Source organism: Streptomyces sp. WAC05374 (assembly GCF_004353505.1).
Taxonomy (GTDB): Bacteria; Actinomycetota; Actinomycetes; order Streptomycetales; family Streptomycetaceae; genus Streptomyces.
Genome location: NZ_SMNQ01000022.1, coordinates 84,168 through 96,554, shown reverse-complemented (window position 1 = coordinate 96,554; position 12,387 = coordinate 84,168). Strand labels below are relative to the sequence as shown.

Here is a 12,387-nt window from a genome sequence, read left to right as displayed (position 1 = left end):
CGCCTCCGATCAGGGAAGTCCCACTACACAAGCTCCCCGGTCAGAACAGGCGCAAACCGTCCAAATGCCACATCCCTGGCCGCGTGGCTGCTACGTTTCGTGCTCACCCGACCGCTGTGTCGTCACTGTGTCACCAAGGGGAGCGCGCGTGAAGGTCGCCATCGTCGGCGGCGGGCCCGCCGGCCTGTACTTCTCGATCCTGATGAAGCTGCGGGACCCGTCCCACGACATCACCGTCCACGAGCGCGGTCCCGCCGGCTCCACCTACGGCTGGGGAGTCACCTACTGGGCGGACCTGCTCGACACGCTGCACCGTCACGACCCCGTCTCCGCCCGCGCCATCGGCGAGAACTCGGTCCGGTGGAGCGATGGCAAGGCGTACGTCCGCGACCGGACGACCGTGCACCACGGCGACCAGGGCCACGGCATCGGCCGGCACACCCTCCTCGCCCTGCTCACCGAGCGCGCCGAATCCCTCGGCGTGCGCGTCCGGTTCCGCGACCCGGTCACCGACGCCCCCGAGCGGCTCCGGGCCGACCTGGTCGTCGCCGGCGACGGCGTCAACAGCGCCCTGCGCGCCCGCCACACCGGCCACTTCGGCACCGACATCACGGCCGGGCGGAACACCTATGTCTGGCTCGGCACCACCAAGGTCTTCGACGCCTTCACCTTCGCCTTCGTCGAGACGGCGCACGGCTGGATCTGGTGCTACGGCTACCGGTACGCGCAGGACCGCAGCACCTGCGTCGTGGAGTGCTCCCCCGACACCTGGAGAGGGCTCGGCCTCCACGAGGCGAGCCACGCCGACTGCCTCGCCCTGCTCCAGCGCCTGTTCGCCGAACCCCTCGACGGTCACCCGCTCATCGGCCGGCCGCGCGCCGACGGCCGCGCCCGCTGGCAGACCTTCCGCACCGTGACCAACCGGACCTGGTACCGGGACAACCTGGTCCTGATCGGGGACGCCGCCCACACCACCCACTACTCCATCGGCGCCGGCACCACCCTCGCCCTGGAGGACGCCATCGCCCTGACCGGCGCCCTGCACACCGCCCCCTACACGCGAGCCGCCCTCGCCCGCTACGAACGCGAACGCCGCACCGCGCTGCTCGCCCCCCAGAGCGCCGCCCGCTACAGCGCCCGCTGGTACGAGGACCTGCCGCGGTACATCAACCTCGCGCCCCCGCGGATGTTCGCCCTGCTCGGCCAGCGCCACTCGCCCCTGCTGCCGTACGTCCCGCCCCAGCTCTACTACCGGATCGACCGGGCGGCCGAGCGGCTCGAAACGCTCCGCAGGCTCAAGCGCTGGCTCGGTCCGAGGGTGGCCCGGACGGTCGGGCGCGGCGTGGAACGCGGTTTCCGCAAGGACGGTGCACACCGCACACTTTCCCTGTGAACGACAGCAGCGATCATCCGGACGACGACCGCGCGCATCCCCGCGCACAGGACGACGACGCCCCTCCCCGCAGGGGCCACGTCCTGCTGATGGCGGTGCTGGTCCCCGTCGTCGGCGCGGCGGGGGGTGCCGCGGGGCCGCTGCTGCGGGGAGTGAGCTCGGCGGGCGGCCCGCTGCTCGTCGTGGCGGCGGCCGTGGCGTTCCTCGTCTGCTTCGCGGTCTTCTCGCTCGGCGCGATCTGGCTCATCGACAAGGTGTCGCTCGCGGTCGCCCACGTCAGACAGGACCATGACCGCCGTACCCGGAGGGAGCGTTGAGCCGGACGCCGCCCGGCGCGGTCCTCGCGAGGGGCGATGCGGCCCGCCGGTTCGGGCCACGGGGACATGCGGGCGGTGCGGGTCTGTGTGACGCTGGCGGCGAGCGGGGCCGTCCCACTCTTCCGACCTGACGGAGAAGGCCATGAACCAGCTCGGCGACAAGCCCGAAGAGGTCCGCAAGCGGCTCGAGGAGGAGAAGCGGCGGGCCGGGCACCGGACCGGCGACGACCCCGCCGACCGTGCGGAGCAGCCCCCCGAGCCGGCCCCGCCGAAGGGCCCGCTGCCCGGTGACGCGCTGCGCGAGAGGCACCCGGACGCCGAAGAGCGCCAGTGAACACCGGCCCCCGCATCGCTTGGTAACGTAGAGCCACACGGCGGTTACGCGGGGATGGGGTGAGGTGGGCGTGCTCGTGAACGATGAGCACCATCCCGGGACGCTTCCCGTGCAGCACATGAGCCCCGGTCACCATGCGTTCCTGTCCTACGACGAGGACGCCCCCGGCTGGGACGTCCTGGCCGCGTTCGTCTGGTCCGGTCTGGCCCGTGGCGAGAAGGTCATCGTCTTCGGGCCGCCGCGTCTGACCGAGGCACAGGTCCGGTCGCGGCTGCGGGACGTCCCAGGGCTGCTGGTCGCCGCCGGGTACGAGAGGGCGCAACTGGAGCTGAGCAGCATGCGGGAACTGATCCTGCCCGCGCGGCGATTCACCGCCGACCGGCAGTGGCAGCGGATCGTGGAGGAGTGCGGCGCCGCCCGCGACGAGGGGTACACCGGACTGCGCACGTACATCGACATGGGCTGGGTCGCGGACCTCGGAGCCGACCTCGACATGATGATGGACCGCGAGTGCCGGGCCGGTCACCTCTTCACCGACGGCTTCTACAGCGAGATCTGCGCGTACGACCGGCGGCGCTTCCCCCGGCCGGTCCTGGAGGCCATGTGCCGGGCGCACCCGCAGAACCTGCTGCCCCGGCTCGGACACCTGCGCTGCCGGTACGGCGACGGCACGCTGAGCGTGATCGGCGAGGCGGACGCGGTGACCCGCGGGGAGCTCACCCTGGCGCTGGCCGAGCTGCTCGAGGACCCCGCTCCACCGGCCGGCCCCCTCACGGTCGACCTGCTGCGCACGGGCTTCCTCGGCGCCGAGTGCGCGAGCGAACTCGTCCGCCTGCCCGGCCGGGCGCCCGCCCACCGGTCCGTACGGATCCGCTGCTCCGAGCGGCACGCGACGCTGCTGCGCCGGCTCGGCGCGGACCCGGCCACCCTCGACGTGACGAGGTAGGCCATGACCCTGGACTCCGCCGGCGGATCGCCCGGCATCGGTGAGGAACTCCTGCTGCACCGCCGCTTCGGCGGCGCGGACATCCCGCGGCTGCGCGTACTGGTCGAGGGCTACGCCGCCGTGTCCGGGCTCCCGGAACCGCGGCGCGGCGACTTCGTCGTGGCCATGGACGCCGTGGCGGGCAACGTCGTGCAGCACGCGGGCGGGCACGGAGTGCTCGTCCTGGCGCGGACCACCAAGGAGCTGGAGTGCCGCGTCAGCGACCGCGGCCCCGGCTTCACCGAGGACGTCATCCCCGACCTCGCCCCCGGCCTCAACGGCGCCTGCCAGGGCCGGGGCCTGTGGCTGACCCGCCTGATCACCGACCGCCTCACCATCACCCGCGGCCCGGAGGGCAGCACGGTCTCCTTCGCGATGAGGCTGCTCTGAGGCGGTCCGTTCGACCCGGGACGCGAGGGGTAGCAGGAACCGCATGAAAGCACTGGTGATCAACTGCACGCTCAAGGCGTCGCCCGAGCCGTCCAACACCCACGCCCTGGCCCGTGTCGTGGCCGACCAGCTCACGTCGTACGGCGTGGAGGTGAGGTTCGTCCGCGCCGTCGACCTGGCCATCAAGCCGGGCGTGAGCAGCGACGAGGGGGAGGGCGACCAGTGGCCGCAGGTGCACCGCGCGCTGCTGGAGTCCCAGATCCTCGTCATCGCCTCCCCGACCTGGCTGGGCCGCCCGTCCTCGGTGGCCCAGCGGGTGCTGGAGCGGATGGACGCGATGCTGTCCGAGACGGACGACGAGGGCCGCCCGGTGGCGTACAACCGGGTGGCGGGCGTCGTGGTGACCGGCAACGAGGACGGCGCGCACCACGTGATCAGTGAGATCGCCGGCGCACTGGGCGACATCGGCTACACCGTCCCGGGCCAGGCGTGGACGTACTGGCACCTGGGACCCGGCGCGGGCCCCGACTACCTGGACGACGAGCGGGGCCACGACTGGTCCGACAAGACGGGGCGGGCGATGGCGGCGAACCTGTACGGCGTGGCCACGGCCCTGCAGCGATCCCCCCTGGGCGCGCCCCCGAGCTGATCGCGACCGCACGAGTGCGCGGCCGTCGTGGGGGCGGCCGTGCACACGCGCGTGTCAGGCCGTGGAGGAGGGCTGGAGGCGGGAGGGCTCGCCGTGGCCGGTGCCGGGCACGGGGACGAGCGCCCTCAGCGCGGAGGAGGGCTCCAGTCCGAGTTCTTCCCGCAGGATGCGGCGGCACTGTTCGTATTGGCGCAGGGCCGCGCCCCTATTGCCGGCGGCCAAATGCGCCTTTATGAGGACACGGTGGGCGCTTTCCCGCAAAGGTTCGGTACGGACCGCCGCGAGTCCGGCGGCGACGGCTTCACCGTACCGTTGGGCCGATGTCAGCCGTTCGGTCATCGCTTCCAGCGCATATAGGCGGAGCTGATGGTACTGCTCCTGCTCGATCAGCATCCAGTCGTTTTCCGGCCATTCCGGAAGAAGGTCCGCCGAAAGGTTTGACAACGTTTGCATGGTGAGGATGTCGTCGCACGGCCGCGAGGTGTCGAGCAGCCGGTGGGCATCGGCGACGGCCTCGTGCAGATCCACCGCGATGTCCCCGGAAAGGGCCAGCTCACGGGCGGACGCGTCGATGATGGGATGGCCCGTACGAGCCGCTCTCCACAGCGATGACCGCAGGTTCGCGCTGGCGCGGGACGACGTGACGTCCGGCCACAGGATGCCGGCCACGTACGCCCGTGACCTCGGCATGTCCTGTAAAGCAAGGAACGCCAGAAGGCGTTGCGTGCTGGAACAGACCGGAATGCGCGTGTGGTCGACCGCGAGAGTGAAGCCCTTGAGGAGCCTCAGGGTAATGAGATGTGCCTGTCCGTTCATCGACGCCCCCGGTACCGATGTCGGTCTGGTGAACTATCGGCTCGGCTCATTGAATTCTCGGAGCCATGTTACGGGCAAGTTCTGACCGCAGGTTCGACTCTTTAGTGGTACGGGCGTCACAACGGAATCAATCAAACGTCGCCGAAACGTCACCCGTCCCGTTCCAGCAGCTCATCGAGCCAGTCACGGACGGCCAGGAGGACGTCCGTCCTCTGGCAGGCCGCCGCCGGGTGCCTCTCCTCCCCGTCGACGGTCTGAAGGATGCGCGCACGGAAGCCGTCCGGACCGCCGCCTTCCACCCATACCCGGAGTATCAGGACGCCGGACCGCGTTGAGGGGGTCTCCATGGGGACAGAGTGTCCCGCACCGGTGTCACCCCGGCGTCGTCGATCCGTGTCCGGTGACGTCATGGCCCGTGACGAGGACGCACCGGTGACGCTGGTGCGACGGGTGAGTCGCGGACGGATCACAGGCAACCCTGCATGCTCTGCGCGGAAGTGGTCAGGCACGCCGGGCCGAGGGGGGCTTCGCTTTGGGTGACTTCGGTGTGATCGCCGACGTCTCGTCGATCATCGTGAACACTCTTACCCAGTCCCTGCGCGGGCTGAGCCAGGTCGAACCGCCCATCGCGGAACTCAACGACCTCTCCGAGACGGTGCAGACACCGCCCCCCAAACTCACCGTGTTCCTCTACGAGATCGCCGAGGACCCCGTCTCGCGCAACCGGCCCCCCGTGCGCTCCCTGCCGCCCGCCCCGCCGACCACCCGCAAGCCGCCCATGGCGCTGCTCCTGCGGTACCTGATCACCCCCTGGGGCGGCGACCAGGCGACCCAGCACCGGATGCTCGGGCGCGCGCTCCAGACGTTCTACGACGACGCGATCCTGGACGGCGCCCAGCTCTCCGGCGGCCTGGCCGGCAGCACCGACACCCTCCACCTCACCCTGACGCCGCTCACCCTCGACCAGAAGTCCTGGGTCTGGTACGCGATCCAGAAGCCGTACCGGCTCTCGCTGAACTACGAGGTCCGCGTCGTCGACCTGGACTCCGCCCTGGAGACACCGGTACGACCGGTCCGCAGCCGGACCATCGAGGGGACGGCGACCCCATGAGCGCCTTCATGCCCGTCACCCGGTCCACCCTGCACAGTCCCCTGTGGCTGGTGCCGTTCGACGACTTCGCGCGGCAGGTCCGCACCGCGGGCGTGCAGGTCCGCCTCGAGCGGTTCGACGAGCAGGGCGGCGGCTGGGTACGGCTGGACGACCGGGTGACCCGCACACCCGGCGGCGCCCTCGCGTTCCCCGGCCTCGGCAGGCGTGCCGAGCCGTGGGCGGCCCGCCCCGAGCGCCACCGGGCCCTCGTCACCGCGCCCGGGTACCAGGCGCTGTACCCGGCCGACGACGAGCCCTTCTCGGCCGCCCTGACCGGCGTCGAGTTCCTGGCGCACCCCTGGAACGACACCCACCCGCCCGCCGTCGAGGTGGCCCCCCGGCTGGTGCGGCTGCTGCCGGCGACCGCCCACCCCTACCCGCCGGGCACCCGCACCGTCCACGGCGTCGTCCGGGACGCCACCACCGGGGCGCCCGTGGTGAACGCCCTCGTCGAGGCCTGGGGGCGGACCGGCCAGGACGGGGCACCGTGGCACGAACGCACCCTCTCCGACACGCGGGGAGCCTTCCGGCTCGCCCTGCGGTGGGAGGGCGAAAGGGCATCCGAGCACGCGGTCGAGGAGACCTTCCGTCTCGAGGCCACCGAACGGCCGGGCCGGACCGGGGCGCTGGCCGTGCACCTGCCCCAGGACGCAGAGCGTCAGCACGTCATCGAGATCCGCGAGCAGTGAGGAGCCCATTCATGGCCGAGTACCTGAGCCCCGGGGTCTACATCGAGGAGATCGACGCGGGCCCGCGGCCGATCGCGGGGGTGAGCACCAGCACCGCCGGAATGGTCGGGGTCACCGCTCGTGGCCCGTACACCGGCAAACCCAAACTGGTCACCAACTTCCTCGAGTTCCAGAACACCTTCGGCGGCTTCCTGCCCGAGCCCGACGTCTCCGTGCGCGACGCATGGGCGAACAACCCCGCCGAGGGCGGCCGCTGGTGGCTGTTCCCGCTCGCCGTGAAGGGCTTCTTCGACAACGGCGGCCAGCGCCTGTACGTCAAGCGCGTCGCCAGCGCAGGAGCCCGGGCCGCCTCCGGCTCCCTGGGCCAGGGCCTGGTCAGCCCGGTCACCGCCGACGCCGCGCGGGGCGCCGACCGCCTCCAGCTCGGCCACTTGATCGGCTTCACCGGGGCCGGGCAGCAGATCCAGGTCTTCCGCGGCGACGACCAGCAGGCGATCCACACCGTGACCGTCTCCGGCTACGACATGACCGCCCGCCGCGTCACCCTCGCCCAGCCGCTGCCCGCCGAGGTGAGGAGCGCCCGGGGCGACTACGTCCAGATCGGCGAGCGCGGCGGCGAACAGACCTTGCGCTTCTCCGCCGTGAGCCCCGGCACCTGGGGCGCCGGCGTCCAGGTCCGGGTCCAGCCGGTGGTCGGCGCCTCCCTGCCGGTGCTGCCCGACCCGCAGGAGGGCGGCCTGTTCGTCACCCGCCTGGTCGCGGACGCGGAAGAGAACGGCGGGACCGCCGAAGTCGCCGCGGTGACCGGGCTCGACCCCGACGACCTGCCCGCCGACGTGTGGGTGCAGATCGGCCCCGGCCGGTACAAGGTCCAGGTCGGGCAGCCCGCCGACGGCAAGGTCACGCTCACCTTCCCGGCGGGAACCGCGCACGCCGCGTGGGAGACCGGCCTGACGGTGCGCCGGGTCCGCCGGGGCAACACCGCGACCGGCCCCACCCTGCGGATCGGCGGTGCGAGCCGGCTGTACGAGGGCGCCGTCGTCCAGCTCGACGACGGCACCGCCCTCACCGCCGTGGCGGTCGGCACCGTCAACGGGGACGCCGTCACCTTCGACCGCGACGTCCCCGGCACGTTCTACGAGACCGACCGCGTCCACCTCGTCGAGGCCGAGGTCAGCACCCGGTTCACCGACCCGGGCGGCGCCACGGTCACCGAGACCTTCGGCAACCTGCGCCTCTCCGGGGACAGCCCGGCGGCCCTCGCCACCGCCCTGGAGAGCCGCTCCCGGCTCGTGCGCGCCACCGCGCTGCCCGGCCTGTCCACCGACCCCGCCAAGTTCCCCGTCCCCGCGACCGGTTCCTGGCTCACCCTGGACGGTGGCGACGACGCGTACGAGTCCCTGAGCGTGGCCGACTTCGTCGGCGCCGACGGCGGCAGCGGCCGGCGCACCGGCATCGTCGCCCTGGAGGACATCGACGAGGTGGCCGTCTGCGCCGTCCCCGGCATGTGGTCCGGCACCGTCGAATCGAGCCTGGTCACCCACTGCGAACTGCTCCGGGACCGGTTCGCGATCCTCGACCCGCGCGACGGCCTCGACATGGAGGGCATCCAGACCTTCCGCGAGCCCTTCGACACCAAGTACGCGGCGCTGTACCACCCGTGGCTGGTCACCCGCGACCCGTCCACCAACCGGGACGTCGAGGTGCCGCCCTCCGGCCACATGGCCGGCATCTACGCCCGCGTGGACGTGGAGCGCGGCGTGCACAAGGCACCCGCCAACGTCGTCGTCCGCGGTGTACGGCAGGCCGACGGCTTCGCCCAGGACATCACCCGGCGCCACCAGGACCTGCTGAACCCCAAGGGGATCAACGCGCTCCGGTACTTCCCCGGCCTCGGCCACCGGGTGTGGGGGGCGCGCACGCTCTCCTCGGACAGCTCCTGGAAGTACGTCAACGTCCGGCGGCTCTTCCTCTACCTGGAGGAGTCGATCGACGAGGGCACCCAGTGGGTGGTCTTCGAACCCAACGACGAGTCCCTGTGGGCCCTGGTCCGCCAGACGGTCAGCGACTTCCTCACCACGGTCTGGCGCAGCGGCGCGCTCGCCGGCACCACCGCCGAAGAGGCGTTCTTCGTCGCCTGCGACCGCACCACGATGACCGAGGACGACCTGGCCAACGGCCGCCTCGTCTGCGTCATCGGCGTCGCGCCGGTCTTCCCCGCGGAGTTCGTGATCTTCCGTATCCAGCAGAAGACCCGCGAGACCCAGCTCGCCTGAGCATCCGACCGAGGAGTGAGGAGAGGCCACCATGCCGCCTGCCTTGAGGGACGATCCCTACGCGTCCTACAACTTCCGCATCATCGTCAGCAACGTCAGCAACGACGGCACCGCGGTGAGCGGGTCCTTCACCGAGGTCAGCGGCCTCGAGCTGGAGATCCCGCCGATCGAGTACCGCAACGGCAGCGAGGACATCACCGTCCGCAAGATCCCGGGGCTCAAGAAGTTCACCAACCTGACCTTCAAGCGCGGCATCACCGGCCACGTCGACTTCTGGAAGTGGGTCTTCGACGCACTCGAGGGCAAGGTGAAGCGCACCTCCGGCCAGATCGAGCTCCTCGACGAGAACCGCCGGCCGGTCATGCGCTGGAAGTTCAACCGCGCCTGGCCGACCAAGTACACCGGCCCGACCCTGAGCGCCACCAAGAACGAGGTCGCCATGGAGACCCTCGTCCTCGCGGTGGAGAAGCTGGAAATCGACCTGACATGACCGGTGAAGCGCTTCCTGGGGTGTCCCTGACGTCCGCACCGCGCGGCTTCGAGGCGGAGCCGCTGCGCACGGACGTGGCGGCGTTCCTCGGCCGGCTCCGCCGGGGACCCGTCGGTGTCCCGGTGCGGGTGGAGAGCTGGAACGACGTCGTGGGCACCTTCGGGCCGCCCCCCGGCCCCCCGGGCGGGGACACACCCCAGGACGGCGCCTTCGCCACCCCGTACGCCCTGCGCGGGTTCTTCGAGAACGGCGGCCGCACCGCCTGGGTGGTGCGCGTGTCCGGCCCGGCCGCCACCGCCCGCGCCAGGTGGGCCACCGGCCCGCTGAGCGGCTTCCCCGCCACCTGCTACCAGGCGGTCGCCACCAGCCCCGGGGCCTGGGCCAACGGCACCCGCGTCGCCATCCGCTACCAGGCCAGCACCGTCGCCGGGCCGCCGACGGTGAGCGTACGGGTCACCGTGCCCGGCGAGCCGCCCGAGTCGTTCCCCGGGCTGCCGCTCACCGAAGCGCCCGGCCGGCTGGCCGCCTCCCGCTACATCCGGCTCGTGGCGGACGGGCCGCCGCCGAAACCCGGGCGGCCCGGCCCCCTGTCGGTGTCCTGGGACCTGACGCTCACCGGCGGCACCGACTCCCCGCCCACCCGCGCCGCGTACGAGGACGCCGTGGCCGTCCAGGCCGAACTGCCCGAACCGGCGCTGGTGGCGCTGCCGGACCTCGGCACGGACCTGCACGGCGGCACGCACACCGAGGTGGTGCTCGAACTGCTGCGGAGCGTCGCCCCGCTGCACGACCGGCTCGCCGTCCTCGACGTACCGCCCGGGCTGGCGTCCGTCGACGAGGCGGCCGGCTGGGTGCGGACGCTCACCGCGACGGGCGACAGCGCGCTCCTCGGCTGCGCGGCCGTCTACCACCCGGCGCTGCGCACCCCCGACGGGCACGGACTGCGCACCGTCCCCGCCTCCGGACACGTCCTGGGCGTCATCGCCCGCCTCGACGCCGAGCGGGGCGCGCACCACACACCGGCCGGCGCCGTGATCCTGGAGGCGGTCGACCTGGCCGACGAGTTCCCCGAGCCGCAGCAGGTGCGGCTGTTCGAGGCGGGCGTGGACCTGGTGCGCTGCACCCGCGGGCGGGGGCTGACGGTGTGGGGCGGCCGGACCCTCTCCGCCGATCCCCGCACCCGCTACATCGCCCACCGCCGGCTCGTGCACCTCCTGGTGCGCGCCATCCGCAGGGTGGCCGGCCCACTGGTGTTCGACGTCAACTCGCCCGAACTGCGCCTGACGCTGGTCCGGGCGGTCACCTCGGTGCTGCTCTCCGCCTTCCGGGCCGGGGCGCTCGCCGGGGCCCGGCCCGAGCAGGCGTTCCGGGTGGTGTGCGACGACACCACCAACCCGCCCGGGCAGGACCCGGGGCAGCTCGTCTGCGAGGTCGAGGTCGCCCCGGCCGTGCCCATGGAGTTCATCCGCCTGCGACTCGTACTCGGCCAGGACCGAGGACTGGAGGTGATCGAGGCATGATGCAGGACCCGCTGCCGAAGTACCGCTTCCTGGTCACCCTCGACCCCGGCGACGCCTACCTGCCGCCCGCGCAGGCCCTGCTGCTGCCCCTGGTCGCCTCCGGCGCGTTCCAGGAGGTCGCCGGGCTCGGCGCCCAGCTCGAGGTGACCGGCTACCCGGAGGGCGGCCGCAACGACTCGGTGCACCAGCTCCCGGTGCGCCACTCGTGGAACCGGATCACCCTCAAGCGCGGCGTGGTGCGCGACCCGGGCCTGTGGTCCTGGTACCAGGCCGGGCTCGCCGACTCGCTGGGCGCCCGCCGCGACGGCGCCGTGATCGTGCTCGCCCCGGACGGCACCCCCGGCGCGGCCTGGGCGTTCCACGGCGGCCTCGCGGCCAAGTGGACCGGCCCCGACCTGCACGCCGAGCAGAACGCGATCGCCATCGAGTCGCTGGAGATCGCCCACGAGGGACTGACCAGGGTCCTTCAGGACACCGCGGCGAGCGCCCTGCCGCCACTGAACCGAGGGAGGTGACCGACGTGCCGAAGGTGACCATTCACCATCTCGAAGTGCGGTTCCAGGTGGACGGCGACGACGGTGCCGTGTTCACCCGCCTGTTCAACAAGCACATCCAGGCGTGGTCGAAGCTGTACGAGGACGCCTGCGCCCGCGCCAGGCACACCCGCGGCGAACGCGGCTTCGGCGACGGGGAGGACCGGCCGTGAGCGTGACGCCCGTGTCCTTCGCCCGCCAGGGCTCGGCCCAGGCCCACCTGGAGATCGTCCGGCCGGTGATCGCCGACGAACGCCGGCGGCGCATCCCGCTGCGGTTCAACCCGACCGACTACAAGCTCAGCAAGTCCAACACCTTCGCCGAGATCACCATCCCCGGCCTGGAGACCCCGCCCCTCCAGTACGTGCGGGGCGGCACCGAGACCCTCACCCTCCAGGCGCTCGTCGACACCTCCGACACCCTGGAGAACGTCCGCAGGACCTATGTCGACGCGTTGCGCAACCTGCTGCGGCCCGACAGCCGCGAACACGCCCCGCCCGTCGTCCGGTTCGTGTGGGACGAGGAGGTCTTCACCGGCGTCGTGGAGAAGCTGGACGTCAACTACCAGCTCTTCCGGCCCGACGGCGTACCGCTGCGGGCCATGCTGGACCTGACGCTCAAGGAGTTCCGGCCGGCGGCCGTCCAGGTCGCCGAGACCCCCCGCTCCTCGCCCACGGTGGAGAAGAGCTACGTGGTGCGCCGCGGCGACACCCTGAGCTCCATCTCCCACGCCCTGTACCGGCGGCCCGACGCCTGGCGGGAGCTGGCGCGCGCCAACGGCATCACCGACCCACGGGACCTGCGGCCGGGCCGGGTGCTCACCGTGCCCCGGCTGCCGTGAGGAG

At 72.2% G+C, this 12,387-nt stretch carries 16 protein-coding genes; 14 read left to right on the top strand and 2 right to left on the bottom strand.

Annotation, left to right across the window (positions count from 1 at the left end; translation table 11 throughout):
* Positions 1–148 precede the first annotated feature (148 nt).
* The 6 genes from E2B92_RS28990 to E2B92_RS28965 all read left to right on the top strand — a co-directional run bounded on the left by E2B92_RS28990 (position 149) and on the right by E2B92_RS28965 (position 4,068).
* Entirely contained in the window at positions 149–1,393 is a 1,245-nt protein-coding gene (locus tag E2B92_RS28990) for an FAD-dependent monooxygenase (protein ID WP_185923683.1), read from the top strand.
* Positions 1,390–1,710: a hypothetical protein gene (locus E2B92_RS28985; RefSeq protein ID WP_126887709.1), complete on the top strand. Its 321-nt coding sequence runs from the start codon at positions 1,390–1,392 to the stop codon at positions 1,708–1,710. The genes E2B92_RS28990 and E2B92_RS28985 overlap by 4 nt, the downstream gene beginning before the upstream one ends.
* A 142-nt stretch (positions 1,711–1,852) precedes the next feature.
* On the top strand, positions 1,853–2,044 hold the full coding sequence (locus E2B92_RS28980; protein ID WP_126887710.1) for a hypothetical protein: 192 nt from the start codon (positions 1,853–1,855) through the stop codon (positions 2,042–2,044).
* Positions 2,045–2,162: 118 nt separating this feature from the next.
* Positions 2,163–2,990, top strand: coding sequence for an MEDS domain-containing protein (locus E2B92_RS28975; RefSeq protein ID WP_160159798.1), 828 nt, complete (start codon positions 2,163–2,165; stop codon positions 2,988–2,990).
* A gap of 3 nt (positions 2,991–2,993) precedes the next feature.
* Positions 2,994–3,419 carry an ATP-binding protein gene (locus E2B92_RS28970; RefSeq protein WP_126887712.1) on the top strand — a complete coding sequence of 142 codons (426 nt, stop codon included), beginning with the start codon at positions 2,994–2,996 and terminating at the stop codon, positions 3,417–3,419.
* A gap of 43 nt (positions 3,420–3,462) precedes the next feature.
* The gene (locus tag E2B92_RS28965; protein ID WP_185923684.1) at positions 3,463–4,068 is read left to right on the top strand and encodes a flavodoxin family protein; all 606 of its coding nucleotides are present in this window, start codon (positions 3,463–3,465) and stop codon (positions 4,066–4,068) included.
* Positions 4,069–4,122: 54 nt separating this feature from the next.
* Here the strand turns inward: E2B92_RS28965 and E2B92_RS28960 are convergent, their stop codons facing one another.
* Entirely contained in the window at positions 4,123–4,884 is a 762-nt protein-coding gene (locus tag E2B92_RS28960) for an AfsR/SARP family transcriptional regulator (protein WP_185923685.1), read from the bottom strand.
* Between the two features lie 149 nt (positions 4,885–5,033).
* Positions 5,034–5,231 carry a hypothetical protein gene (locus E2B92_RS28955; protein WP_126887713.1) on the bottom strand — a complete coding sequence of 66 codons (198 nt, stop codon included), beginning with the start codon at positions 5,229–5,231 and terminating at the stop codon, positions 5,034–5,036.
* Positions 5,232–5,416: 185 nt separating this feature from the next.
* On the opposite strand from E2B92_RS28955, the gene E2B92_RS28950 reads away from it, so the two are divergent.
* From E2B92_RS28950 to E2B92_RS28915, 8 genes are read left to right on the top strand one after another with little or no spacing between them, the layout of a single operon-like run.
* Positions 5,417–5,995 (top strand): DUF4255 domain-containing protein, encoded by a 579-nt coding sequence (locus E2B92_RS28950; protein ID WP_126887714.1) that lies wholly within the window; start codon positions 5,417–5,419, stop codon positions 5,993–5,995.
* Positions 5,992–6,723: a carboxypeptidase-like regulatory domain-containing protein gene (locus E2B92_RS28945; RefSeq protein WP_126887715.1), complete on the top strand. Its 732-nt coding sequence runs from the start codon at positions 5,992–5,994 to the stop codon at positions 6,721–6,723. Before E2B92_RS28950 ends, E2B92_RS28945 begins: the two co-directional genes overlap by 4 nt.
* 11 nt (positions 6,724–6,734) lie before the next feature.
* Positions 6,735–8,999: a phage tail sheath C-terminal domain-containing protein gene (locus E2B92_RS28940; RefSeq protein WP_126887716.1), complete on the top strand. Its 2,265-nt coding sequence runs from the start codon at positions 6,735–6,737 to the stop codon at positions 8,997–8,999.
* A gap of 31 nt (positions 9,000–9,030) precedes the next feature.
* Positions 9,031–9,489 carry a phage tail protein gene (locus E2B92_RS28935; protein ID WP_126887717.1) on the top strand — a complete coding sequence of 153 codons (459 nt, stop codon included), beginning with the start codon at positions 9,031–9,033 and terminating at the stop codon, positions 9,487–9,489.
* Entirely contained in the window at positions 9,486–11,009 is a 1,524-nt protein-coding gene (locus E2B92_RS28930) for a phage tail sheath family protein (protein WP_126887718.1), read from the top strand. Before E2B92_RS28935 ends, E2B92_RS28930 begins: the two co-directional genes overlap by 4 nt.
* A complete protein-coding gene (locus tag E2B92_RS28925) occupies positions 11,006–11,524 on the top strand; it encodes a phage tail protein (protein ID WP_126887719.1) in 519 nt (172 codons plus the stop codon). The genes E2B92_RS28930 and E2B92_RS28925 overlap by 4 nt, the downstream gene beginning before the upstream one ends.
* 5 nt (positions 11,525–11,529) lie before the next feature.
* Positions 11,530–11,715, top strand: a complete 186-nt coding sequence (locus E2B92_RS28920; RefSeq protein ID WP_235024025.1) for a putative phage tail protein — start codon at positions 11,530–11,532, stop codon at positions 11,713–11,715.
* Positions 11,712–12,383, top strand: a complete 672-nt coding sequence (locus tag E2B92_RS28915; protein ID WP_126887721.1) for a CIS tube protein — start codon at positions 11,712–11,714, stop codon at positions 12,381–12,383. The genes E2B92_RS28920 and E2B92_RS28915 overlap by 4 nt, the downstream gene beginning before the upstream one ends.
* The last annotated feature ends 4 nt before the right edge of the window (positions 12,384–12,387 follow it).